This is a genomic window from Microbacterium rhizophilum (assembly GCF_039605615.1).
Lineage (GTDB): Bacteria > Actinomycetota > Actinomycetes > Actinomycetales > Microbacteriaceae > Microbacterium > Microbacterium rhizophilus.
Map to the genome: position 1 here is coordinate 161,869 of NZ_JBCNUN010000005.1, position 23,393 is coordinate 185,261.

At 72.9% G+C, this 23,393-nt stretch carries 20 protein-coding genes, 1 tRNA gene and 1 other RNA gene; 12 read left to right on the forward strand and 10 right to left on the reverse strand.

What is annotated here, in order from left to right; all coding sequences use genetic code 11:
- Window positions 1-36: 36 nt before the first annotated feature.
- Both AAD528_RS10685 and AAD528_RS10690 read right to left on the reverse strand, forming a co-directional pair.
- Window positions 37-1,230: an amidohydrolase gene (locus AAD528_RS10685; protein WP_345752061.1), complete on the reverse strand. Its 1,194-nt coding sequence runs from the start codon at window positions 1,228-1,230 to the stop codon at window positions 37-39.
- 29 nt (window positions 1,231-1,259) lie between these two features.
- The gene (locus AAD528_RS10690; protein ID WP_345752062.1) at window positions 1,260-2,807 is read right to left on the reverse strand and encodes an AbgT family transporter; all 1,548 of its coding nucleotides are present in this window, start codon (window positions 2,805-2,807) and stop codon (window positions 1,260-1,262) included.
- 115 nt (window positions 2,808-2,922) lie between these two features.
- Here AAD528_RS10690 and AAD528_RS10695 point away from each other — a divergent pair, with 115 nt between their 5' ends.
- From AAD528_RS10695 to AAD528_RS10705, 3 genes are all read left to right on the forward strand, one after another.
- Window positions 2,923-3,939 carry an AsnC family transcriptional regulator gene (locus AAD528_RS10695; protein ID WP_345752063.1) on the forward strand — a complete coding sequence of 339 codons (1,017 nt, stop codon included), beginning with the start codon at window positions 2,923-2,925 and terminating at the stop codon, window positions 3,937-3,939.
- Between the two features lie 70 nt (window positions 3,940-4,009).
- Complete coding sequence (locus AAD528_RS10700; RefSeq protein WP_345752064.1) at window positions 4,010-4,444, forward strand: MarR family winged helix-turn-helix transcriptional regulator; 435 nt, start codon at window positions 4,010-4,012, stop codon at window positions 4,442-4,444.
- A gap of 29 nt (window positions 4,445-4,473) precedes the next feature.
- The gene (locus AAD528_RS10705; protein ID WP_345752065.1) at window positions 4,474-5,727 is read left to right on the forward strand and encodes an MFS transporter; all 1,254 of its coding nucleotides are present in this window, start codon (window positions 4,474-4,476) and stop codon (window positions 5,725-5,727) included.
- Between the two features lie 325 nt (window positions 5,728-6,052).
- Here AAD528_RS10705 and ffs read toward each other — a convergent pair.
- Window positions 6,053-6,149: signal recognition particle sRNA small type (gene ffs, locus AAD528_RS10710), an RNA gene on the reverse strand.
- A 132-nt stretch (window positions 6,150-6,281) separates the two neighbouring features.
- On the opposite strand from ffs, the gene AAD528_RS10715 reads away from it, so the two are divergent.
- Genes AAD528_RS10715 through AAD528_RS10725 form a run of 3 tightly spaced genes read left to right on the forward strand, consistent with a single transcriptional unit; the run spans window position 6,282 to window position 10,831 of the window.
- Entirely contained in the window at window positions 6,282-7,253 is a 972-nt protein-coding gene (locus tag AAD528_RS10715; RefSeq protein ID WP_345752066.1) for an AAA family ATPase, read from the forward strand.
- Window positions 7,254-7,266: 13 nt separating this feature from the next.
- Window positions 7,267-8,541, forward strand: a complete 1,275-nt coding sequence (locus AAD528_RS10720) for a DUF58 domain-containing protein (RefSeq protein ID WP_345752067.1) — start codon at window positions 7,267-7,269, stop codon at window positions 8,539-8,541.
- Window positions 8,528-10,831, forward strand: a complete 2,304-nt coding sequence (locus tag AAD528_RS10725; protein ID WP_345752068.1) for a transglutaminase TgpA family protein — start codon at window positions 8,528-8,530, stop codon at window positions 10,829-10,831. The genes AAD528_RS10720 and AAD528_RS10725 overlap by 14 nt, the downstream gene beginning before the upstream one ends.
- A gap of 57 nt (window positions 10,832-10,888) precedes the next feature.
- On the opposite strand, the gene AAD528_RS10730 is transcribed toward AAD528_RS10725, so the two are convergent.
- From AAD528_RS10730 to AAD528_RS10745, 4 genes are all read right to left on the reverse strand, one after another.
- Window positions 10,889-10,977 (reverse strand) — tRNA-Ser (locus AAD528_RS10730).
- 75 nt (window positions 10,978-11,052) lie between these two features.
- Window positions 11,053-11,736: an NUDIX hydrolase gene (locus AAD528_RS10735; protein ID WP_375339606.1), complete on the reverse strand. Its 684-nt coding sequence runs from the start codon at window positions 11,734-11,736 to the stop codon at window positions 11,053-11,055.
- 40 nt (window positions 11,737-11,776) lie between these two features.
- Entirely contained in the window at window positions 11,777-12,337 is a 561-nt protein-coding gene (locus AAD528_RS10740; protein ID WP_345752069.1) for an NADPH-dependent FMN reductase, read from the reverse strand.
- Between the two features lie 127 nt (window positions 12,338-12,464).
- The gene (locus tag AAD528_RS10745) at window positions 12,465-12,974 is read right to left on the reverse strand and encodes a hypothetical protein (protein ID WP_345752070.1); all 510 of its coding nucleotides are present in this window, start codon (window positions 12,972-12,974) and stop codon (window positions 12,465-12,467) included.
- A 96-nt stretch (window positions 12,975-13,070) separates the two neighbouring features.
- Between AAD528_RS10745 and AAD528_RS10750 the strand changes: the two genes are divergently transcribed.
- On the forward strand, window positions 13,071-14,204 hold the full coding sequence (locus AAD528_RS10750) for a hypothetical protein (RefSeq protein ID WP_345752071.1): 1,134 nt from the start codon (window positions 13,071-13,073) through the stop codon (window positions 14,202-14,204).
- A 24-nt stretch (window positions 14,205-14,228) separates the two neighbouring features.
- Here AAD528_RS10750 and AAD528_RS10755 read toward each other — a convergent pair whose 3' ends face one another.
- Complete coding sequence (locus tag AAD528_RS10755) at window positions 14,229-15,140, reverse strand: LysR family transcriptional regulator (protein ID WP_345752072.1); 912 nt, start codon at window positions 15,138-15,140, stop codon at window positions 14,229-14,231.
- A 143-nt stretch (window positions 15,141-15,283) separates the two neighbouring features.
- Between AAD528_RS10755 and AAD528_RS10760 the strand changes: the two genes are divergently transcribed.
- Genes AAD528_RS10760 through AAD528_RS10780 form a run of 5 tightly spaced genes read left to right on the forward strand, consistent with a single transcriptional unit; the run spans window position 15,284 to window position 20,423 of the window.
- The gene (locus AAD528_RS10760; RefSeq protein ID WP_345752073.1) at window positions 15,284-16,276 is read left to right on the forward strand and encodes an ABC transporter substrate-binding protein; all 993 of its coding nucleotides are present in this window, start codon (window positions 15,284-15,286) and stop codon (window positions 16,274-16,276) included.
- A gap of 14 nt (window positions 16,277-16,290) precedes the next feature.
- Window positions 16,291-17,124: an ABC transporter permease gene (locus AAD528_RS10765; RefSeq protein ID WP_345752074.1), complete on the forward strand. Its 834-nt coding sequence runs from the start codon at window positions 16,291-16,293 to the stop codon at window positions 17,122-17,124.
- The gene (locus AAD528_RS10770; protein WP_345752075.1) at window positions 17,121-17,897 is read left to right on the forward strand and encodes an ABC transporter permease; all 777 of its coding nucleotides are present in this window, start codon (window positions 17,121-17,123) and stop codon (window positions 17,895-17,897) included. The genes AAD528_RS10765 and AAD528_RS10770 overlap by 4 nt, the downstream gene beginning before the upstream one ends.
- A gap of 14 nt (window positions 17,898-17,911) precedes the next feature.
- Window positions 17,912-18,718: an ABC transporter ATP-binding protein gene (locus tag AAD528_RS10775; RefSeq protein ID WP_345752076.1), complete on the forward strand. Its 807-nt coding sequence runs from the start codon at window positions 17,912-17,914 to the stop codon at window positions 18,716-18,718.
- Window positions 18,719-18,776: 58 nt separating this feature from the next.
- Window positions 18,777-20,423 carry a thiamine pyrophosphate-binding protein gene (locus AAD528_RS10780; protein ID WP_345752077.1) on the forward strand — a complete coding sequence of 549 codons (1,647 nt, stop codon included), beginning with the start codon at window positions 18,777-18,779 and terminating at the stop codon, window positions 20,421-20,423.
- A 16-nt stretch (window positions 20,424-20,439) separates the two neighbouring features.
- Here AAD528_RS10780 and AAD528_RS10785 read toward each other — a convergent pair whose 3' ends face one another.
- Together AAD528_RS10785 and AAD528_RS10790 are read right to left on the reverse strand one after the other, a co-directional pair.
- Window positions 20,440-20,613 carry a hypothetical protein gene (locus tag AAD528_RS10785; RefSeq protein WP_345752078.1) on the reverse strand — a complete coding sequence of 58 codons (174 nt, stop codon included), beginning with the start codon at window positions 20,611-20,613 and terminating at the stop codon, window positions 20,440-20,442.
- Between the two features lie 226 nt (window positions 20,614-20,839).
- On the reverse strand, window positions 20,840-23,347 hold the full coding sequence (locus AAD528_RS10790; RefSeq protein WP_345752079.1) for a DEAD/DEAH box helicase: 2,508 nt from the start codon (window positions 23,345-23,347) through the stop codon (window positions 20,840-20,842).
- Window positions 23,348-23,393 lie beyond the last annotated feature (46 nt).

Genomic DNA, 23,393 nt, shown 5'->3' on the forward strand with positions numbered 1-23,393 from the left:
CGGCCGGGGCAGGGCCTCCGGGAGGGAGCTCCGGTGTCACCTCGCGTCGAAGGCCTCGCGCGCCGCGACGGCGATCGCGGGATCGCGGTACACGGCCAGGGCGGTCGCGGCGAGCATCAGGGCGCCGTCGGCGATCGCGGGCTCGGCCTCCGGGCCGCCGGCCGCCGCGGCGAACTCGCGCGTGTGCGGCACGCCGTCCGGGACCAGACGCACCATCGGGTGGATCGACGGAACGACGTGGCTCACGTTGCCCATGTCGGTGGATCCCGTGATCGGCTCGTTCGCGACCTCGCGTCCGAGCCGCTCGTACGCCGCTCGCGCGAGCTCGGCGAGCACCGGGTTCGACACCAGGGAGAAGTACGGCGGGGTGCGCTCCTCGACCAGCACCTCGCAGCCGGTCGCGATCGCGGCGCCCTGGAAGCAGGCCCGCACGCGGGGCACGACATCGGCGAGCAGGTGATCCTGCTCGGCCGCCCGCACGAACACCCGCAGCGCCGCATGCTCGGGGATGATGTTGGGCGCCTGGCCCCCGTCCGTGACGATCGCGTGCACGCGGGCGTCGTCGGTCAGCTGCTGGCGCAGCAGCCCGATCGCGGTGAGCGAGAGCGTCACGGCGTCGAGCGCGTTGATGCCGCGCTCCGGGCTGGCGGCTGCGTGACTGGCCCGGCCGCGGAACTCGACGTCCAGCGCCACGCGGGACAGCGTCGTGCCGTCGACCGAGTCGTGTCCCGAGGGGTGCACCATGATCGCGAGGTCGATGCCCTCCAGCACGCCGCCGTCGATCATCGGCACCTTGCCCGCGGCGCCCTCCTCGCCCGGGCTGCCGATCACCACGAGGCGCGCCGGTGTGCCGGGGGCGGCCTCGAGCGCGGACTTGAGCAGCAGCGCCGCCCCGAGGCCGGCGGCCGCGATGATGTTGTGCCCGCACGCGTGGCCGATGCCCTCCAGCGCGTCGTATTCGCAGAACACCGCGATCGAGGGCGTGTCGTCCCGCGCATCGGACGTCTGCCAGCGGCCCACGAACGCCGTCTCCAGCCCCGCGAAGCCGCGCTCGACCGCGAAGCCCGCGGCGTCGAGCTCGGCCGTCAGCCGCACGGCGGCGTGCACCTCGGTGAAGCGGATCTCGGGGTGGGCGTGCAGGTCGGCGGCCACGTCGACGAGCAGCGGCAGCACGGGTCCGAGGTGCGCGCGCAGCTCGTCCACGAGGGCGGGGACGGCGGTGTCGGTCATGGGGTGTTCCTCTCGCGGGTTCGTCGTGGTCATCGCTGGATCATCAGCTCGTGTCCCGGGCCGACCGGCAGGCCGACCAGCCCCCAGACGAGCAGCTGCAGCATCCAGACCCCCCAGATCACGAACGTGAACGGCATCACCAGGCTGAACAGCGTGCCGAGGCCGCCCTTGGGCGCCCACTTCTGCATCAGCCCGAGGATCACGGGGAGCATGGGGTTCATCGGCACCAGCGGGTTGGATGCCGAGTCGGTGATGCGGAACGCCGCCTGCACGTAGGCCGGGTCGACGCCGTTGAGCATGAACATCGGCACGAAGATCGGCGCGAGCAGGGTCCACAGCGCCGAGCCGCTCGTCAGCAGCAGCGCCGGCAGCCACACGAACACGCTGAACAGCGCGAGGCCCCAGATGCCGCCGAGCCCGGTCTGCTCCATGACCTCGGCGCCGCCGGTCGCCAGCAGCAGGCCGAGCTGCGACCAGCCGAACCACGCGATGGCCTGCGCCGCCGTGAAGATCACGACGATGAACGGCACGAGCTCCTTCACGGTCTCGGTCATCATCTCGGGCACCTGCGCCCACTGGGTGAGCGTGCCGGCGGCGATGCCGTACGAGACGCCGCCGACCAGGAAGAACAGCAGGATGAACACCGGGATGCTCGACATGAACGGCGACTGCAGCAGCTCGCCGTCCTCGCCCTGCAGCGACGAGCCCGGCCACAGCACCGCGGCCGCCACGAGCGCGATGTAGACCGCGATCGCGATGACCGCCACGAGCAGCCCGCGCCGCTCCCGTCCTCCGAGGCGCTCTGCGTCGCCGCGATCGCGCTCGCCCTCGTAGGGCCCGAGCCGCGGCTCGAGGAAGCGCTGGCAGACGAATGTGATGACGACCGCCAGGATCACGGTCGACGTCGCGAAGAAGAAGTAGTTCGCGAGCACCGAGATCTCCGCGTCGGGATCCACGATCTGCGCGGCGGACGTGCTGATTCCGGACATCAGCACGTCGGTGCCCGCGGGTACGACGTTGGCGCTGAACCCGGCGACCACCGCCGCGTACGACGTGATGAAGCCGGCCAGCGGATGCCGCCCCGCGGCGAGGAACGCCGCGGCGGCGAGCGGGGGCAGGATCACCATGGACGAGTCGGACGCGAGGTTGCCCATGAGGCTGACGAACACGACCACGAACGTGACCGCCCACCGGGGCGCCGACAGCACGGCACCGCGCATGAAGGCGCCGAGCAGCCCGACGCGCTCGGCCACCCCGATGCCCAGCATCACGGTGATGATGAGCCCGAACGGCGGGAACGAGACGAAGTTGTCGATCGCGCTCGTGACGGCGTACGCGAGTCCCTCCGGCGACAGGATGCTCTTGACCGCCACCGCGTCGCCGGTGGCGGGGTCCGTCGTGGTGGCGCCCAGGCCGGCGGCGATCGCGGATGCGACCGCGACGATGCCGGCGAGGATCAGGAACAGAAAGAAGGGGTGCGGCAGTCGGTTGCCGACCCGCTCGATCCGCTGAAGGATGCGGCCGCTGACGCCGCGCGCGTCGGCGAGGGTCAGCTCCGTGGTCTCGAGTCGAGGCATGTGCGCTCCGTCGCTGGTCGGTGGATCCCGGTCTTCGGTGGGGTGCCCCCCAGTGTGCAGATCCCATGCTTCGGGGCGATTTCGGGGATCGAAATCCGAGGAATGACGGTCCAAGATGTCCGATATGGATCTCGTCGACGCATCATCCGGCTCCCGCCTGTCCGAATGGGACCTGGCGCTGGTCGACGCGATGCAGGACGACCCGCGGGCACCGTGGGCGCGCATCGCACAGGCTCTCGGCGTCAGCGCACCCACCGTGCGCAGACGCTGGCAGCGCCTGGTCGAGGCGGATGCGGCGTGGATCACCACGCACGCCGGCTGGGATTCGGGCGTCGTGACGGCGCTCGTCGCCGTCCAGTGCCGCCCGGGGACAGCGGACGACCTCGCGCAGGCGGTGGCCGCACATCCGCAGATCCTCACGGTGTCCGTCATCACCGGAGAGCACGACCTGCTGCTCACGGTGTTCGCAGACGACATGCTCGCGTTGCGGCGACTGACCCAGCGGGCCCTCGGCGGGCACGACGGAGTGATGCGGGTGCGGATGATGCCGCTGACGCGGGTGTTCCGAGACGGCTCGCACTGGCGCGCGGGCTCCCCCGGGCGCACCCGGGCGCAGCCTCGCCGCACGCCGGGATCCCCGCTGTCGCCTCACGCGCTGCGCGCGGCGGTGGGCGTGCTGGAGCGGAATGGCCGCGCCTCGAGCGCGGAGCTCGGGCACGCTCTGAACACGAGCGAGGCCCACGCCCGGCGAGCCGTGCAACGGGCTCTGCGAGAGGAGCAGATCGTGCAGCGCGTCGACGTGCGGCTCGATCAGCCGCACTGGCCGCACTCCCTGGTGCTGTGGATCGTGGTGCCCGCGGAGCGCCTGCACGAGACGGCGCTGCGGATCAGCCGGATGCCGCTGTCTCGCGTGTGCGCGGCGTTCGCGGGCGGGGCGGCGAACCTCTACACCGTCGTCTGGCTGCGCTCGCTGTCGGAGGCGCCGGATGTGGAGGCGCAGATCGTGCACGGCCACGACGTGCGCGTCGCGGACCGGGGCATCCTGCTGCACTATGCCAAGCGCATGGGGCATGTCTTCGACGACGAGCAGCACCGCGTCGGTCACGTCCCGTGGGCTCCCGCACCCGGCTGATCCCGGCGGGCGAGCGATCTCGCGTTCGACGGCGGCGCCTGATCATATGCCCAAGGTATATAATCAAGGCATGCAGAATCTGGAGGCGCTGACCGACATCCTCGCCGCGGCGCACCGCCTCGGCCGGATCGTCGCGCGTGAGGCAGGATCCACGACGCCCGTGGCGCAGTGGCGGGCGCTGTCCGCGCTGGAGGAGAACGGGCCGCTGCGCGTCGGCGCCGTCGCGGCCGCGTGCGGCGTGACCCAGCCCGGGATGACGCGTCTCGTCGAGCTGATGACCGCCGAGTCGCTGGTGGAGAAGCGCCCGGACCCCACGGACGCCCGCGCGGTCGTGATCGAGATCACCGACGCCGGTCGCGCCGCGCGCCGCGCGTGGATCGAGACCGTCCGCGAAGCCCTCACCCCGCGGTTCGCCGCCCTCACGGACGACGAGTGGGCCGCGATCCAGACCACGGCCGCCCTCTTGCGGGCGCGCACGACCGATTACCCGAACGGATCCGAATGAGCCGTACTGAGCGAGCGAAGCGAGTCGAAGTGAACAACAACGCCCACGCCCCCGGGGGCAGCAGCATCCTGAAGCAGCCCCTCGCCGTCTGGGCGATCGCGTTCGCATGCGTCGTGTCCTTCATGGGCATCGGCCTCGTGGACCCGATCCTGCCCGCCATCGCCAAGGAGCTGCAGGCGACCAGCACCGAGACCTCGCTGCTGTTCACGACCTACCTGCTGATCACCGGCGCGGCGATGTTCTTCACGTCGTGGCTGTCGAGCCGGATCGGCGCGAAGAGGACGCTGCTCATGGGCCTCGCCGTCATCGTCGTCTTCGCGGCGCTCGCGGGGCTCTCGGGCTCGGTCGGCGGCGTGATCGGCTTCCGCGCGGGCTGGGGCCTCGGCAACGCCCTGTTCATCTCCACCGCGCTCGCGACGATCATCGGCGCCTCGAGCGGCGGCGCCGCCGGCGCGATCATCCTGTACGAGGCCGCGCTCGGCGTCGGCCTCGCGATCGGCCCGCTGCTGGGCGGCCTGCTCGGCACGGTCTCGTGGCGCGCTCCGTTCTTCGGCACAGCCGTGCTGATGGCCGTCGGATTCGTCGCGATCATCACGCTGCTGCGGATGCCGAAGGCGGTGCCGCAGCCCACGAAGCTGTCGGCCCCGTTCCGCGCGCTCGGCAACCGGTCGCTGCTCGTGATGGCCTTCACCGCGCTCTTCTACAACATGGGCTTCTTCGTGCTGCTCGCGTGGACGCCGTTCGCGCTCGTGCCGCTCGGCCTGGACGACGCCATGACGCTCGGCTGGATCTTCTTCGGCTGGGGCCTCGCGGTCGCGATCACGTCGGTGTTCGTCGCGCCCCTCCTGACCGCGCGGATGCGTCGCACGACGGTGCTGATCGCGGTGCTGCCGGCGCTCGCGGTCGTCGAGCTGCTGATGGCGCTGCTGTCGTCCAGCGCGACGGCGCTCATCGTCCTGGTGATCGTGGGCGGCCTGCTGCTGGGCGTGATGAACACGGTGCTGACCGAGGTCTCGATGGACGCCACGGATCTGCCCCGCTCGGTCGCCTCGAGCACGTACTCGGGCGTGCGGTTCCTGGGCGGCGCGATCGCCCCGCCGCTGGCGTCGTGGCTGGGCGAGACCGTGTTCGAATCGACCGCGGTGCCGTTCGTGCTGGGCGTGGTCGTCCTGCTGATCTCGGCGGTGATCGTGCTGACGGGCCGCCGTCACCTCACGCGCGCCGACGGGCTCGAGGAGTCGCCTCTCCAGACCGCGCAGGCCATCTCGGCCGGCGCCGACTGAGAGCCCGGGCCGACCCGAACGGCCCGACGAGACCGGCCGGACCCCGCAGCGCCGCGGGGCCCGGCCGTTCTCATGCCCGGATGGCTCGACTCGCCGTTCCGTCCGACCCACGAAGCCTCGCCCCCGTGCGAGCGAAGCGAGCGTGGAGCGAAGCGACTGCCGACCCCTCGCGAACGCGACGTCCGTCCCCGGATGGAGCCTGCGACAGCCATCGATCGCGAGTGCCCGCGCTTGCGCGGGCCGAGCGATCGATCACGTTCCACGCACTACCCCGCGAAGCGGCAAAGAGAACTGTGATCGACCACGCCCAATGCACTACCGAAAAAAATAAGACTCTCCGCGTACCCGACAGAGCCTGGTTACCCTTGCTACGTTTCCGTCCTGGGGGAGTTGGCCTGGATGTCGCCACGCGGAGAGCTTCGTCCATTCTAGACGACGCTCGCGGATCCGGCACATCGAGGCGGCGCGGGACGGGCGCCCAGGGGGCAAGATGTACCCAGACGCGCAAGACACGACGGATGGGTCGGGCGGACGCGACGAGACCGAGGAGCAAGATGCCCGAGTCCCTGACCCCGGACCGCTTCCAGCAGGCGACCGACGCGATCATCCGCTCGGTGACCTCCGTGATCGACGGAAAGCCGCAGGCGGTGCGCTCGGCGCTGGTCGCGCTGCTCGCCGAGGGCCACCTGCTGATCGAGGATGTGCCGGGCGTCGGGAAGACCGTGCTCGCGCGCGCGGTGGCGGCGTCGATCCAGGCGCGCGTGCGGCGCATCCAGTTCACTCCGGATCTGCTGCCGAGCGACGTGACGGGCGTGTCGGTGTTCAATCCGGCCACGCGCGAGTTCTCGTTCACGCCGGGCGCGGTGTTCGCCAACATCGTGATCGCGGACGAGATCAACCGCTCCTCCCCCAAGACGCAGTCGGCGCTGCTGGAGGCCATGGAGGAGCGTCAGGTGACGGTCGACGGCACGTCGCACGCCCTGCCGGATCCGTTCCTCGTGGTCGCGACGCAGAACCCGCTCGAGATGGAGGGCACGTATCCCCTCCCCGAGGCGCAGCGCGACCGCTTCATGCTGCGCATCTCGATGGGCTACCCCGACGCGCAGGCCGAGGCGCTGATGCTGCGCCAGCGCGACACCGAGAACCCGCTCGCGGCCGTGCGGCCGGTGGTGTCGGTCGAGGAGGTGGCGGCGCTCATCCGGTTCGCCCGCTCGGTGCACGTCGCGCCCGCGCTGGAGGAGTACGCGGTCTCGCTCGCGCAGGCCACGCGCGCGCACCCCGATCTGCTGCTGGGCGCCTCGCCCCGCGCGACGCTGCAGCTCGTGCGCGCCGCGAAGGTGTGGGCGGCGCTCGACGGCCGCGGCTTCGTGATCCCGGATGACGTGACCGACCTTCTCGTGCCGGTGTTCGCGCACCGGCTCATCCCGTCCCGCAGCGCCTCGGGGGCGCATCGGTCCGGGGATCCGGTGCCGCAGATCCTCGACAAGGTCGCGGCGTCCGTGCGGGTGCCACTCGCGGTGCGCTGAGCCGGTCACGACCATGTCGCGCGCCTCGTCCCCCCGCCGCCTCGGCGGAGCACCGCTGACGCTGCGCGGGCTCGGCGCCGTGCTGCTCGGCGTCGCGCTGCTGATCACGGCGAGCGCGCTGGGCCGCATCGAGCTGGCGCTGTTCGGGCTGGCGCTCGTGCTGCTCGTGGTGGGCGGATGGATCACCCTGGGCCTGGCGGGGAGGGTCACGGACGTCGACCGCTCCCTGTCGACGGATGTCGCGAGCGTCGGCGGCATCTCCCGCGTGGAGGCGCGGCTGCTGCTGTCGGCGCGGCCCGTGCCGGGCGGCACGTGGCGCGACGAGCTGCCCGCCGCGCTGCGGCCGATCGGCACGGACGCCGCGCCCGACGGACCCATGGGCGAGCTGCCTCCGGGCGGGCGCGGCACGCTGCACGTGTCGTACGCGGTGATCGGCATGCGGCGCGGCCGGCACTCGATCGGGCCGCTGCAGACGGCCGCGGTCGATCCGTTCGGTCTCGCGCGGCGCCGCACGACGATCGGCATGCGCACGGCCGTGACGATCGTCCCGGCCGTGATGCCGCTGCCGCCGCTGCCCGGATCGCCGGGCGCGATCGGCAGCTCGCAGCTCACGACCGGCCGGCACGGGCAGGGCGCCGACAACCTGATCCCGCGGCCGTATGCACCGGGCGACTCGATGCGGCGGATCCACTGGCGCGCGTCCGCGCACCACGGCGCCTTCATGGTGCGCGAGGAGGAGCGCGAGACCACCCCGCGGGCGATCGTCGTGCTCGACCGCGGCATCGCGCGCTGGGGGCAGACCGCGTCGCACTTCGGCGACGAGCAGTTCGAGGCCGCGGTGACGCTGTGCGTCTCGGCGGCGTGGAGCCTCGCGCGCGACGGCTACTCGGTGAGCGTGGTCGACAGCGACGGCGCCCCGATCGGCCTGGTCGAGTCGCACGACGACATGTCGGCGCTGCTGGTGTCGTTCGCCTCGCTCGCACCGCGCGGCGAGGACACGCTGTCGCGGCTCGCCGCGGGCATCGGCAACTGGTCCGCGGCCCCGGTGATCCTGATCGCCGGGCGCCTGATGCCCGCGGACGTCGCGGAGCTCGGCCCCGTCGCCGCGCAGGCCTCGCGCGCCATCCTGCTGTGCGCGGATCCGCAGGGCGATGCGCTCGAGCGCGCGTCGCGGGCCGGGTGGCACGTCGCCCGGCTGGGACACGACGTCGAGTCCGCGTGGCTGGCCGCGACGCGGCCCGACGAGGATCCGCGGCGCGAGGCGGTGAGCGCCCGTGCCGGTCGCTGAGGCTCCCCCCGCGCCGCACGAGGAGGTCCAGGGGCCGCCGCGGTGGGCGCCGCCGCACTCCGCCCCCGCCCGCCGCCGCGGCACGCGCGGCGACCTCGGGCTCACGCTCGGCGTCGGGGTCGCGACGATCGCCGCGATGCTGCCGATCGCGCGGCTCGTCCTGCCGTCGTGGCTGCCCGGCGCGATCCTGGTGGTCGCGCTCGTGCTGCTCGCCGGGTACGCCGTGCGCCGCATCGGCCTGCCGGGCGTCGTCGCCGCGGCGGTCGAGCTGCTGGTCTGGACCGTGTGCGCCACGGCCGTGCTCGGCCACGAGGATGCGCTGCTCGGCCTGCTGCCCACGGCCGACGTGCTCGAGGACCTGCCGCGCGTGTTCGCGACCGTGAGCACCGAGATCGTCGAGGGCGTGGCCCCCATGGAGCCCAGCCCCGAGTTCGCGTTCGTGCTGATCGCGGCGGGCGGCCTGCTCGCGTTATGCGTCGGGCACATCGTGCGCGCGACGCGCCTTCCGCTGCTCGGGGCGCTCGTGCTCATCACGGTGTTCGTGATCCCGCAGCTCGCCGTGCCGGGGGATCCGGATCTCGTCTCCGCCGTGATCCTGATCGCCGCGATCCTCTGGATCGCGCGCACCGAGATCCGCTCGCGCCGTCCCGGGATGGAGGCGGGCCCGGTCGCGTCGACGTGGGCCGCGGTGCTGGGCGTGGGATCGGTGCTGGCGGCGCTGATCCTGGCGCCGATGGTGCCGCTCGCGGCCCCGGCGGGCGGCGGAGCGGGGCGCACGTCGACGATCTCGGCGAGCCTCGACCTGGGCGACGACCTGCGCCGCCCCGCCGACATCGAGGTGCTGCGCGTGCGCACCGACCGGCCGACGGCGCCGTACCTGCGCGTCGCGACGCTCACGCAGTTCGACGGCGTGACGTGGGCCCCCGACGGAGGCGGCGCGGACGGCGTCGCGCTCGGGCCCGTGTCCTCGACCGCGGGCCTGGCCGAGCGCACCACGTCGGTGGAGATCACCCGCCTGACCGGCACCTACCTGCCGGTGCCGTACCCCGCGACCGCGGTCGAGGGCGTCGCGGGCGGGTGGCAGGTCAACCCGCTCAACCGCACCGTCCGCAGCACCTCGACGAGCGCGCTCGGGCAGCGGTACACGGTGCTGTCGCAGGAGCCGCAGCCGACGCGCGAGCAGGCGCGCGCCGTGATGCCGCGGCAGACGGGCGGCCTGACCGACTTCCTCTCCGATCCGGGTGACGAGACCGAGTTCCTCTTCCAGTCGCTCGTGCTGCCGGACGACCAGCAGGCCGCGCAGCTGCGTGCGATCACGCAGGAGGTGATCGGCGAAGCCGGCAACGCGTACGACGCGCTCGCGGCGATGCAGAGCTGGTTCCGCACGGGCGGCGGCTTCACGTACTCGCTGGAGGCCCCCGTCGAGGAGGGCTTCGACGGGTCCGGAATGGACGCGATCCAGCGCTTCCTCGAGGTCCGCAGCGGATACTGCGTGCACTTCGCGTCGACGTTCGCGGTGATGGCCCGCTCGATCGGCATCCCCGCGCGCGTGGTCGTCGGCTTCCTGCCCGGCACCGACACCGGCGAGGACATCGACGACCAGGACGTCTACTCCGTGCTCGGCTCGCAGCTGCACGCGTGGCCCGAGACCTACCTCGACGGCATCGGGTGGGTGCCGTTCGAGCCGACCGTGGGGCTCGGATCGCCGACGTCGCTGCGCTCCGAGACGACGCCCGGCGTGGGCCCCACCGACGCGCCCGAGGCGACCGGCGGGCCGACGCCGGCCCCCACCGCGTCGCGCGACGTCGACCGCGGCGACGCCGGGGCGCCCGGCCCGACCGCCGCCGTGTTCAACCCGGCGAACCTGCTGCGGGGCCTCGCGATCGCGCTGGGCGTGCTGGTCCTGCTGGCGCTGCCCGCCGCGGTCCGCGCCGTGCGCTGGGGCCTGCGGCTGGCGGCCGCGCGGCGCGGCGACGCCGGCGCGGCGTGGCGCGAGCTGCAGGACATCGTGCTCGACGCGGGGCTGCCGGTCGACGAGAGCGAGTCGCCGCGGGTCTTCGCGGCGCACCTGGCTCGGGATCACCGCGTGCCGCCGGCCGCCCTGGATCCCCTGGTCGCCGGGATCGAGCGGGCGAGCTTCGCGCCGCCGGACGGATCCGCCGGGCCCGATCTCGCGCGGGCGCTCACGCAGGCGCGCCACGCGCTGCTGCCCGCCGGTCGCGAGCGCCTGCGCGCGTCGCTGCTGCCGCGCTCGCTCGTCATCCGCCCGCGCGTGAAGGAGGCCGCCTGAGCGACCGCACCCCGAGAACGACGAAGCCCCGCACCGAGGTGCGGGGCTTCGTGAGAGCGGAAGCGACAGGATTTGAACCTGCGAGACGAGTTACCCCGCCTACATGGATTCCAGCCATGCTCCTTCGGCCGCTCGGACACGCTTCCAAAGGGCGACTTTATCACGCGGAGGCTGGGGCCCTGATCCGGGGGCGGCGTGCGCCGGGGCGGCCGACCGGGTGATCATCCGCCCGGTGCGAGCGGCACGATCCGGTCCCGATCCCAGTCCTCGGTCCAGCCCAGCCGGTCGAACAGCGCGTCGAGCAGCATCGCGGTGAAACCCCACACGAGGTGCTCGCCGACCGTGAATGCGGGCCCGCGCCACTCGCGCCCGTCGCGCCGGATGACCGTGACGCCGCGGCGCGCGGGATCCAGGAGGTCGGCGACGGGGGCGCGGAAGACGGCGGCGGACTCCCCCTCGTCCACGACGCGCACGGGCGACGGCACCCGCCACCAGCCGAGCACGGGCGTCACCAGGTGGCGCGAGAACGCGAGCGGCACCTCGGGCAGCGCGCCGAGCACGTCGACGCCGGACGGATCCAGCCCGGTCTCCTCGCGCGCCTCGCGCAGCGCGGTCGCGACGGGATCCGGATCGCCCGGATCCGCGCGCCCGCCCGGGAAGGCGACCTGCCCCGGATGGGACCGCAGCGTCGCGGCGCGCGAGAGCAGCAGCACGTCGAGGTCGCGCGAGACCGCGGCCTCGCGGGACTCGGCCGGGAGCCGGTCCAGCACGCCGAACAGCATCAGCACCGACGCGGCCCGGGGCGACGCTGCCGCCGGCATGTCGACCAGCCATGGCCGCGGGTCCGCACCCGCCAACGCCGCGAGCTGCGCCCGCGCGCTGCGCAGGCCGTCCCGATCCGTCACCCGTCCGACGCTACCCGCGGTCGGCGACGCGAGGGCGGTCTCATGCCCGCAGCGGCTTCAGCGCCCCGGCCCAGCGCTCGAGCTGGGCGAGCATGTCCTGCGCGATCGGCGCGTGGTGATCGCCGGGCGTGAACTCGTGGAAGTCCTCGAAGTCGGTGGCGAGGAGGAAGTTCACCGCGGTGCGGACATCCGCGATCTGCAGCTCGCCGCACATGCCGCGCAGATGCTCGATGGCGCGGGCGCCGCCGAGGGATCCGTAGCCGACGAACCCCGCGGCCTTGTCGTTCCACTCCGCGTACGCGTAGTCGATCGCGTTCTTCAGCGCGCCGGAGGTCGACCGGTTGTACTCGGGTGTGACGAACACGTAGCCGTCGTGGCGGTCGACGAGCTCCGCCCACCGCTTCGTGTGCTCGTTCCGGTACCGCCCCTGCGACGGCGGCACGGGTTCGTCGAGCGGCGGGAGCTCGTGATCGGCGAGGTCGATCAGCTCGTAGGCGGCGGGCCGGCCCTGGGCCTGCTCCATCACCCAGTCGGCCACGGCCTTCCCGTTCCGCCCGGGGCGGGTGCTGCCGAGGATCACGGCGATGCGGAGATCGGTCATGCCTGCTCCTTCGTTCGTCGGTGGTCTCACCGTCGCATCGGAGCGGGCCGGGCGCACGTGGCTTGACGCGCGTCCCTCGGGCCGTCTACGGAGCGGACGGCGCGGATGACCCGCGCCGCGCGGCCCGTCAGCCGCAGTTGGGGCAGACGCCGGTGAGCGGCATCTGCATGAAGCACGTCATGCAGACCTGCCCCTCGCGCGGCTCGGTCGCGCCGCTGCGCGGCGCGGCGGCCGTGCGGGCCACGGTCTCGCGCTTCGCCTTCGGCAGCGACTTGCGATCGGCCAGCGGGCGCTCGCGCGTCTCGAAGTGCGTGATCCCCCATGCGCCGCGGAAGCGGCGGCTGACCCAGCGCGGACGGTCGCCCGCGAGTCGCTCGGCGTCGGCCTCCGACCGGAAGCCCGTCGTGTAGCCGTCATGCACCTCGAGGGCGGGGCCGCCGCCGGCGCGCTCGATCTTGAAGTACGTGCGGAAGCCGACGAGCGTCGATCCCTCCCCGACGCCGGCGGCGATGCCGCGCAGCAGCTCGAGGTTGCCGACGGGTGTGCCGTAGCGCACGAATGCCTGCTCGATCGAGTCGACGCTCACCGCCCGGCCTTCCTTGGCGTGGTCGATGGATCGCTCGGGTGTGGCACTCATGGGTCCATTGTCCCCCGGCACGGCTGAGCGGACACCCGTGCGCGGTCTGCCCGGGCAGTCGTCGACTTCCCCGGTGCCGGGCGCTAGGTTGCGGACATGACGCTGGATCAGGCCGAGCGCGCCGCGCCCGCGGAGACCATGCCCCGGCGCCTCGCCTGGTGGATCGCCCTCGCCGCGATCGCGATCGGCGCCTCGACCGGGCTGGCGGGCCCTTTCGGCCTCGGGCCGGCGTTCCCCGCGGTCGGGATCCTCCTCGCGCCCGGTCTCGCGGCCACGGCGATCCTGTCGCTCCTGCGGGCGCACCGGCTGCTGTCCACGCGGCGCGCGGTGGCGATCCTGATCCTCGCGTGGGCCGCGTTCGGCCTGGCCGCCCTGACGCAGGTGGGCTGGTCGCTCGGCTTCGACCTCGCCGACGCGGGCCGGCCGATGACGGGTCTCGCCGCCGGATGGATGGCGCTGTTCGCCGCGGCGTGGGCCGTGGGGGCGGTCGCGCTCGCGCTGCTCGTCGACGGCCTGCTGGTGCGCGGCCTCGCGCGACGCCCCATCCGCTGGCTCGCAGCCGCGGCGAGCGGCCTCGTGGTGGCGCCGGTCATCGGACTGTCGCTGGTGCAGTCGCTCGTGACGGTGCTGGTCGCGGCGGGGACGGCGTTCTTCGCGATGGATCGCCGCGGCGCCGCCCCGGCGCGGCCGCTCCGGCGGGCGGACGCGTCACCCTCGCGCCCGCTCGCCTGGCTGAGCGCCGCGTCCGGCGCCGCCGGGATCGGCTACGCGCTGACCGGATCGGCCTGGTCGCCGGCCGCGACGGACGGGACGCTCGCGCTGGTGCAGGGCATGACGATCCTGCTCGCCGCGGCGATCCCGCTGCTGGCGGCGCTCGGCCTGCGGTCGCGGAGGGGCCTCGCGACCTGGGGACCGCTGACGTGCGCGATCGCCGCGCTGGGCGCCGAGGCGTACTCGTACGCGCACGCGCCGGAATGGAACGTCCCCGGCGCGACCGCCGCCGCCCTCGCCGGCGGCGCCGCGGTCGGCTGGTGGTTCGGCGCGCGGGTGCGGGCGGCGACGCAGGCTCGCGTCCTGATCGCGGTCGTGCTGGGCGCGGGCTACGCCGCGATGCTCGGCGCGTTCGTCCTGCGCCCGCTCGCCTTCGCGGTGCCGGTGATCGCGATCGTGGTGGCGCTGCGGCCGCTCAGCCGCGGGACGCGCGCTCCCCTGCCGGCGACGGCGCGGTGACGTGAGTCTGGAGACCCGGCGCGGTCACAGCGCGGGCGCCCAGTTCTCGGCGGGCACCGTGTGCATGGCATCCAGCACCGTGCGGTGCAGCCACGTGAGGGCCGCGCGCTGCTCGCTCGTGGCCCGCATGAGGAGCCGCACCTCGACGGGGGCGACCTCGATCGGCAGGGGCCGCACGACGATCGGCAGCGTGCGCGCCCACGGCGCCACGAAGCTGGCCGGCGCGGTCGCGACGAAGTCGCCCGCCAGCAGCACGCTCGCGAGCGCCGAGTAGTGGTTCACGCGCGCGACCGGCGTGATGTCCACGCCGGCGCGGGCGAGCGCGTCCGTGATCCGAGGCATCCCGGAGTCGCTCACGACGACGATGTGGCCGGCGGCGGCGTACTCGGCGAGGCTCAGGGCTCGGTCGGCCAGCGGATGGGCCGCCGGCATCAGGACGACGTAGGTCTCGGGCTTCACGGTCGCCGCCTCGAAGTCGCCCGCCACGGGTGAGGACGTCACCGCGAGGTCGACCGTGCCCTGCGCGAGCCACCCCGGCAGCGCTCGGATGTCGAGCGGCACGACGTCCAGCCCCGCCCGCGGCGCGTGGGAGCGCACGGCCTGCAGGATCGGCCGCAGGAACGCGAGCTCGCCGAGCTCCGACAGCGCGATGCGGAAGCGGCGCCGGGTGCCCGCCGCGTCGAACGCGCGCGCATCGCTCACCGAGTCGTCGATCCGCACGAGCGCCGCGCGGAACTCGGGATACAGGGAGTCGGCGAGGCGCGTGGGCACCATGGTGCGCCCGATCCGCTCGAACAGGGGGTCGTCGAGTGCCGTGCGCAGCTTCGCGAGCGCCTGGCTCGCGGCGGGCTGGCTCACGAACAGGCGCCGGGCGGCGACCGTGAGGCTGCGCGTCTCGTAGAGGGCGACGAAGGTCCGCAGCAGGTTCAGGTCCACTCGGCCATTGTGGCCCGCGGGCGCCCTCCATAAGCAGATCGAATCGGAAGTCGGGTGATACCGCCTCGAATCTGCATAAGGATGCCAGGAACAGCCAGTGCCGGGCACCGCCGCCCGGGCACCGTGAGCAAGGAGGCTCGAGCATGGTTCGATCCGTTTCCCGTGACCGCATCCGACCGGGCGCGCTCGGCGCCCTGGTCGCGACATCCGCCCTGCTCCTCGCCGCGTGCGCGCCCGCGACCGAGCCCGCCGAGGAGGGCGCGGCGCCGGACGGCGCGATCAACGTCGCGGTTCTGCCCACGGCCAACATGGCCGCGGTCTACCTCGGTCAGCAGGAGGGCTTCTTCGAGGACGAGGGCCTGACGCTCGAGCTCACGACCGTCAACGGCGGCGCCGAGATGATCGCGGGCCTGCAGTCCGGCTCGTTCGACTTCGTCGCGGTCGGCTACGTGCCGCTGTTCGCCGCGGCCGCCCAGGGCCTGCCGGTGGCGCTGCTCGCGGGCAACGACACCGGCGGCACGAGCGAGGACGACGACTGGCAGGTGGTCGTCGCGGGAGCGGACTCGCCCATCCAGAGCGCGGCCGATCTCGAGGGCAAGACGATCGGCGTGAACGCCCTCAAGGGCGTCGCCGAGGCGACGATCCGCGCCTCGCTGCGCGAGCAGGGCGTCGACGACACCACGGTCGACTTCGTCGAGGTGCCGTTCCCGCAGGTCCCCACCGCGGTCGCCGACGGCACCATCGACGCCGGATTCGGCACCGAGCCGTTCGTCACGGCGGTGCTCGAGGGCGGCGGGCGCATCGTCGACTACCCGTCGCTGACGCTCGGCTCGGCGTTCCCCAACGGAGCGTGGGCCACGTCGAAGGCGATCGCCGACGAGCAGCCCGAGACGCTCGAGGCGTTCCACCGCGCCATCTCGGCCTCGCTGGAGTTCGCACAGGAGAATCCCGATGCCGTGCGGGACATCCTGCCGACCTACACCAGCATCACGCCCGAGCTGGCCGCGGAGATCCGACTGCCGCTGTTCACCTCGGAGCTCGACCGCGAGCAGCTCGGCACCCTCGCCGACGTCAGCCTGGAGTTCGGCGCGATCCCCTCGGCCGTCGACCTCGACGCCCTCATCGTCGAGCCGTAGGTCGTCGTCTCCGCATGACGCAGCTGATCGCGCCCGCGGGCGGAGCGGGGCGGCCCTCCCCCGCTCGCGGGACGCTCTCCCGGCTCCGGTACGCCGCCGGTTCGCTGTGGGGCGCCCTGGGTGTGCTCGCGCTCTTCGAGGTGCTGACGCGCGCGGGCATCCTCCCGGCCCGCTTCCTGCCCCCGCCGACGGAGGTGACCGTCACGACGGCCCGCCTGCTCGGCACGTCCGAGGCGTGGGCGGCGATCGGCATGACGCTGGCGGGCTGGGGAATCGGGCTGGCGATCGCGATCGCGATCGCCGTGCCCCTGGGCGCCCTGCTCGGCCGCAGCGAGCTCGCCTATCGGGCCTCGCGCGCCATCGTCGAGTTCCTCCGGCCGGTGCCGTCGGTGGCGCTCATCCCGCTGCTGTTCCTCGTCTTCCGTCCCGGCAGCATGGACGGCAAGGTCTTCCTCGTCGCGTTCGCCGCGACGTGGCCGCTGCTCGTGCAGACGATCTACGGGGTCCGCGCGATGAATCCGCTGCAGCTGCAGACCGCGAGATCCTTCCAGGTCGGTCCGCTGTCCACGTTCGGCAGGGTCGTGCTGCCCGCGACGGTGCCCTACCTCGCCACCGGCATCCGCATCGCCTCGAGCGTGGCGCTCATCCTCTCCGTCACGGGCGAGATCATCATGGGCGCCCCCGGCGTGGGGATGAGGATCAACGTCGCCAGCCAGGGCGGCGCCGTCGCCGAGATGTACGCCTACGTCGTTGTCTCGGGCATCCTCGGCCTGCTGCTGAACACCGTGTTCGCCTCGCTCGAGCGCCGCGTGCTGCACTGGCATCCGTCCCAGCGGGTGGTGCGATGAAGCCGCGGAGGCAGGGGCTGCACCTCGCCGTCGAGGTGCTCGCGCCAGTGGTCGTCGTGCTGGCGATCCTGGTCTTCACCAACACGACCGAGTCCTTCTTCCTGCCGCCGCTGCAGGACGTGTTCACGGCGTTCACCCGCAACTGGATCTTCGCGCGCGTGCCGTCCGACCTGCTCCCGAGCCTCGCGCGCCTGGCCGTCGGATACGGCGCGGCGGCCGCGCTCGGCATCGTGCTCGGCGTGCTGTTCGGGCGCAGCCCCGCCGTGCGGCGCCAGGCGACGCCGATCGTCGAGTTCCTGCGCGCGGTGCCGCCCACCGCCCTGCTGCCGTTCACCCTCGTCACCTTCGGGATCGGCGACGACGCGAAGATCTTCCTGATCGCGCTCGTGTGCATCTGGCCGATCCTGCTCAACACGATCGACGGCGTCACCGGCATCGAGTCCACGCTGCAGGAGACGGGCCGCAGCTACGGCATCCCCGCGGTGCCGCGCCTGCTGCGGATCGAGCTCCCCGCCGCCGCGCCGCAGATCTTCGCGGGCCTGCGGGCGAGCCTGCCGCTCGCGATCATCGTCATGGTCATCAGCGAGATGATGGGCGCGATCAACGGCATCGGGTTCTTCATCGTGCAGTCGCAGCGGTCGTTCGCGATCGCCGACATGTGGTCGGGCATCGTCCTTCTCGGCATCCTCGGCTACCTGCTCAACCTGATCCTCTCGCTCCTCGAGCGATGGATCCTCGCCTGGCACCGCGGCTCGCGCGCCGTCGCCCGATAGACCGGAGGAGACCTGTGCTCACCCTCACGAACGTCAGCAAGCGCTACGGCGACGAGCAGCGCGGCACGCTCGCGGTGAAGGACCTCACCTTCGAGATCGGCGACAACGAGATCGTGACCGTGGTGGGGCCGTCCGGATGCGGGAAGACCACGGTGCTCAAGCTGATGGCCGGGCTGCTCGAGCCCACGAGCGGCACCGTCGCGGTCGACGGCGAGGCCGTGAGCGCGCCTCCCGAGCAGATCGCCCTCGTCTTCCAGGACTACGGCAACTCGCTCTATCCCTGGATGCGCGTGGGCGCCAACGTCGAGTTCCCCCTGCGGCACCGGGTTCGCGACAAGGCAGCTCGCGCGGCGCGGGTGGATGAGGCGCTGAGCTCGGTGGGCCTGGCGGGGTTCGCCGACAGGTACCCGTGGCAGCTCTCGGGCGGCATGCAGCAGCGCGTCGCGATCGCGCGCGGGCTCGCGTACCAGCCGCGCATCCTGCTCATGGACGAGCCGTTCGGCGCCCTCGACGCGCAGACCCGCGCCGATCTGGAGGACCTCGTGCTGCGGGTGCGGGACGCCTTCGGCATCACGATCGTGTTCGTCACGCACGACATCGACGAGTCGGTGTACCTGGCCGACCGCGTGCTCGTGATGGGGCCGCGGCCGACCTTCATCGACGCCGAGCTCGCCGTCGACCTGCCCAGCCCTCGCGACCAGATCGAGACGAAGGACCTCGCCGAGTTCTCGCGGGTGCGCGGCGAGGTCTACCGGCGCATCCGGCATTCCAGCGAGCTCATGCGGCAGGCGGGCACGGCGCCCGACGCGGCGGGGCACTGACGAACACGAACCGGAGGACCGCGGCGAGCCGCGGCGCGGAGAGCAAGGAGACACGGACGTGACGGAGCAGATCACGGTCGCAGAGGCGATCGGGCGCACCCTGGCGACGACCGGCGCGACGCACGCGTTCGGGGTCGTCGGCAGCGGGAACTTCCACATGACGAACGCCCTGATCAACGCCGGCGTGACGTTCACCGCGTCCCGCAACGAGATGGGCGCGGCGCTCATGGCGGATGCCCACGGCCGGCTCACGGGCACGGCCGCGATCGTGAGCGTGCACCAGGGCGGCGGCTATCTCAATGCGCTCACCGGGGTGCTCGAGGCGGTCAAGGCGCACACGCCGATGCTGGTGCTCTCGGGCGGCGTCGCGCGCGGCGACACGGTGTCGAACTTCCATCTCGACCAGGCCCGCGTGGCCGAGGGCGTGGGGGCTGTGCCGTGGGCGATCAGCACCGCCCGGTCGGCCGTCGGGGACGTCGCCGCCGCCTACCACGCGACCATCACCCGCCGCGTGCCCGTGGTGCTGACGGTGCCGGTGGACCTGCAGGAGGAGATGGTCGACTGGGCGGCGGACCTCGTGCCGCCGCACCCGCCGATCGTGCCCGCGGGCGCCGATGCGACGGCGATCGCGGGGCTCGTCGACCTGCTCGCGAACGCGCAGCGGCCCGTGATCGTCGGCGGTCGCGGGGCCCACGCGGCGAAGGGAGAGCTGCGCGCGCTCGGGGCCGCATCCGGAGCGCTGCTCGTGGCGAGCGGCGGGGGCCGCGGCATCTTCGTGGGCGACGAGTGGGCGCTCGACGTCATGGGCGGGTTCGCCACGGACGGCGCCGCGGAGCTCATCGGCGACGCCGACCTGCTCGTGGTGTTCGGCACGGCCCTGACCAAGTGGACCGCCCGCGGCGGGACGCTCACCGACGGCCGGCGCATCGTGCAGGTCGACGACCGCCCGGAGGCGATCGGGCTGCACCGTCCCGTCGAGCTCGCGATCGTCGGCGACGCCGCCCTGGTCGCCCGCGCCGCGACGGAGGAGCTGCGCCGCCGCCACCCCGACGGCCGCACGGCCTACCGAACGCCCGACGTGCACGAGCGCGTGCAGCGGTTCCGGTACTGGAGCGACCAGCCCGTGGCGAGCCGCGCCACCGCCACCCACGTGGACCCGGCGGAGCTGTCAGTGCACCTCGACCGCCTGCTGCCGCTGGAGCGCGTGGTCGTCCCCGACGGCGGCAACGTCAACGCCTATGCGGGGGCGTTCTTCCGCGTGCCGGATGAGAACGGCTACGTTCTCGACCTGGCGTCTCAGTCGATCGGATGCGGCCTGGCCGAGGGCATCGGCGCGGCGATCGCGCGCCCTGATCGCCTTCCGCTGGTCGCGACGGGCGACGGGTCGCTGCTCATGAACGCCGTCGAGCTCGAGACCGCCGCGCGGCTCGGGCTCGGCCTGCTGGTGCTCGTCTACGACGACGCCGCCTACGGCGCGGAGGTGCACATCTTCCACGACTCCGACCAGAAGGAGACCGTGGTCTTCCCCGACGTCGACATCGCCGCCATCGCCCGCGGCTACGGCTGCGAGGCGATCACGGTGCGCGCGCTGGCCGACCTCGCCCCGCTCGACGTGTGGCTGGACGGTCCCCGCGATCGCCCGTTCGTGATCGACGCGAAGATCGAGGGCTTCGCGTCGCCGCTCATGATCCAGGACATGCACTGACGGGTCGCGGCGCCGGTCAGTCGCAGTATGCGCACTCCCCCGTCAGCGACAGCACGCTGAAGCAGGTGGGGCAGACGCCGCCCTCGCGCTGCGGATGTCGCACGACGGTGACCTTGTCGCGATCCACCCGGCGCTCGCGCGCCTTCGGGGGCTTCCGCTTCTCGTCCTGGGGCTCCGCCACGCCAGCCATGCTCATTTCCTCTCACCTGAGCCGACACGTCCAGGATCGCGCGGTGCCCGATCCGGCGGAAGGGCGCGCGCGTGCTGTTCAGCCGATGTTCCGCGGGGGCGGCTGACGAGCGAGCGGAGAGGGCCGGCGCGCGACCCGCCAGAATTCCGGAGATCGCCCGCAGTCCGGATGACCGGGCGCGCGAGGATCCGGGATCGGGGCGATCTCCGGAATCCTGGTGGCGCGGCTACAGCCGCACGACCTCGGTCACGCGCACCACGGCCGCGCCGGTCTCGTCCGACGCGGCGAGGTCGACCTCTGCGCGGATGCGCCAGTCGTGGTTCCCCTCGGGGTCGTCGATCACCTGCTCGACCGTCCAGGTCTCGCGGCCCTCGGTGATGCGGCACAGCGCGGGCGAGCGCGCGGCGCCCGAGATGCCCATCGACTCGTGCTCGGCGTAGTAGGCGTCGAGGGCCTCGGGCCAGCCGGCATCCGGATCCAGCTCGACGAGCTCGTCGTCGGCCTCGCGCGCCGCCAGCTGCACGCGGCGGAACAGCTCGTTGCGCACCAGCACCGTGAACGCGCGACGGTTCTGCACGAGCGAGGGCGGCGCGGGCGGCACGACGGGCTCGCCCCGACCGTGCGCGTCGGCGCCCGAGACGAGCGCCTCCCACTCGTCCACGAGGCTGGAGTCGACCTGCCGCACGAGCTCGCCGAGCCACGCGATGACGTCGAGCAGCTCCTCGGAGCGAGCCTCGGCGGGGACCGTCTGCCGGATGGCCCGGTACGCGTCCGACAGGTAGCGCAGCACCAGGCCTTCGCTGCGGCCGAGCTGGTACCAGTTCGTGAACTCGGCGAAGCTCATGGCGCGCTCGAACATGTCGCGCACGACCGACTTGGGCTTGAGCTCGAAGTCGCGCACCCACGGCTGGCTCGATGCGAACACCTCGAACGACTGCGCGAGCAGGTCCTGCAGCGGCTTGGGGTACGTGATGTCCTCGAGCAGCGCCATCCGCTCGTCGTACTCGATGCCGTCGCGCTTCATGGCGGCGACGGCCTCGCCGCGCGCCTTGAACTCCTGCTGGCTCAGGATCGCGCGCGGGTCGTCCAGCGTCGCCTCGATCACGCTCACGACGTCGAGCGCGTAGTGACCGGTCCCCGCGGCGCCGGGGGCGTCATCCGGATCCAGCAGCTCGATCGCCGCGAGCGCGAACGGCGACAGCGGCTGGTTGAGCGCGAAGTTCGGCTGCAGCTCGACGACGAGCCGGATCTCCCCTCCCGCCGTGACCTCGACGATGCCGGCATCGCGCAGGGTGCGGAAGATCGCCAGCGCGCGGCGGGCGAGCGCGTACCTCCGCGCGCGCGGCTCGTGGTTGTCGAACACCAGGGATCGGATGTTCCCGAACACGTCGCCGCCGCGGCCGATGACGTTGATGATCATGGCCGAGGTGATCTGCAGCTGGGGCGTGAGCGGCTCGGGCTCGGCCTCGACGAGCTTGTCGAAGGTCGCCTCGCTCCAGGAGATGAAGCCCGCGGGCGCCTTCTTGCGCTGCACCTTCTTGAGCTTCTTGGGGTCGTCGCCGGCCTTGCGCAGCGCCTGCTCGTTCTCGATCTCGTGATCCGGCGCCATCACGACGACGTTGCCGTAGGGGTCGTAGCCGGCCCGTCCCGCGCGGCCGGCGATCTGGTGGAACTCGCGCGCGCTGAGGCGCCGCATCCGGGTGCCGTCGTACTTCGACAGCGCCGAGATCAGCACCGTGCGGATCGGGACGTTGATGCCGACGCCGAGTGTGTCGGTGCCGCAGATCACCCGCAGCAGGCCGCGCTGCGCGAGAGTCTCGACCAGGCGCCGGTACCGCGGCAGCATGCCCGCGTGGTGCACGCCGATCCCCGCGCGCACCAGGCGCGAGAGCACCTTGCCGAAGGCGGTCGTGAAGCGGAACCCGCCGATCGCCTCGGCGATCGCGTCGCGCTGCTCGCGCGTGGACACCTTCACGTTCGCGAGCGCCTGGGCCCGCTCCATCGCGGCGGCCTGGGAGAAGTGCACGATGTAGATCGGCGTCTCGTGCTCCTCGAGCAGCTTCTCGACGAGCTCGTGCGCGGCCTTCTTCTCGTATGTGTGGTGCAGCGGCACGGGTCGTTCGGCGCCCGCGACGAGGGTGGTCGCGCGACCGGTGCGCCTCGCGAGGTCCGCCTGGATCTCGGTCGTGTCGCCGAGCGTGGCGCTCATCAGCAGGAACTGGGCGCGCGGCAGGAGCAGCAGCGGCACCTGCCACGCCCAGCCGCGATCGGTGTCGCCGTAGTAGTGGAACTCGTCCATCACGACCTGCGCGACATCCGCGTCCGCGCCCTGCCGCAGGGCGAGGTTCGCCAGGATCTCCGCGGTGCAGCAGACGATGGGGGCATCCGGGTTCACGGACGAGTCGCCTGTGACCATGCCGACGTGCTCGGCGCCGAACACGTCGACCAGGGCGAAGAACTTCTCGCTCACGAGGGCCTTGATCGGCGCCGTGTAATACGTGCGGCCGCCCTGCGCCATAGCGACCGCGTGCGCCGCGATCGCGACGAGCGACTTGCCGGTGCCGGTCGGGGTCGCGAGGATCACGTTCGCCCCGGATACGAGTTCGATCACGGCCTCGTCCTGGGCCGGGTAGAGCGTGAGCCCCTGCTCCCCCGCCCAGCCGACGAACGCGTCGTAGAGACCGTCGGCGTCGCCGCCGGTCGCGCGGACGGCGTCGAGCAGGGTGGAGGTCATCCTGTCGAGTCTGCCGCATGCGGCTGGGCGCGCCGTCCGGCATCCG

Bases quoted from the DNA above. Each gene is read 5' to 3' on its own strand.
- AAD528_RS10740 (WP_345752069.1), bottom strand. From the start codon at position 12,337: ATGACCGATCTCCGCATCGCCGTGATCCTCGGCAGCACCCGCCCCGGG.
- AAD528_RS10690 (WP_345752062.1), bottom strand. From the start codon at position 2,807: ATGCCTCGACTCGAGACCACGGAGCTGACCCTCGCCGACGCGCGCGGC.
- AAD528_RS10685 (WP_345752061.1), bottom strand. From the start codon at position 1,230: ATGACCGACACCGCCGTCCCCGCCCTCGTGGACGAGCTGCGCGCGCAC.
- AAD528_RS10700 (WP_345752064.1), top strand. From the start codon at position 4,010: ATGCAGAATCTGGAGGCGCTGACCGACATCCTCGCCGCGGCGCACCGC.
- AAD528_RS10695 (WP_345752063.1), top strand. From the start codon at position 2,923: ATGTCCGATATGGATCTCGTCGACGCATCATCCGGCTCCCGCCTGTCC.
- AAD528_RS10750 (WP_345752071.1), top strand. From the start codon at position 13,071: ATGACGCTGGATCAGGCCGAGCGCGCCGCGCCCGCGGAGACCATGCCC.
- AAD528_RS10720 (WP_345752067.1), top strand. From the start codon at position 7,267: ATGTCGCGCGCCTCGTCCCCCCGCCGCCTCGGCGGAGCACCGCTGACG.
- AAD528_RS10785 (WP_345752078.1), bottom strand. From the start codon at position 20,613: ATGGCTGGCGTGGCGGAGCCCCAGGACGAGAAGCGGAAGCCCCCGAAG.
- AAD528_RS10715 (WP_345752066.1), top strand. From the start codon at position 6,282: ATGCCCGAGTCCCTGACCCCGGACCGCTTCCAGCAGGCGACCGACGCG.
- AAD528_RS10790 (WP_345752079.1), bottom strand. From the start codon at position 23,347: ATGACCTCCACCCTGCTCGACGCCGTCCGCGCGACCGGCGGCGACGCC.
- AAD528_RS10765 (WP_345752074.1), top strand. From the start codon at position 16,291: ATGACGCAGCTGATCGCGCCCGCGGGCGGAGCGGGGCGGCCCTCCCCC.
- AAD528_RS10770 (WP_345752075.1), top strand. From the start codon at position 17,121: ATGAAGCCGCGGAGGCAGGGGCTGCACCTCGCCGTCGAGGTGCTCGCG.
- AAD528_RS10745 (WP_345752070.1), bottom strand. From the start codon at position 12,974: ATGAGTGCCACACCCGAGCGATCCATCGACCACGCCAAGGAAGGCCGG.
- AAD528_RS10760 (WP_345752073.1), top strand. From the start codon at position 15,284: ATGGTTCGATCCGTTTCCCGTGACCGCATCCGACCGGGCGCGCTCGGC.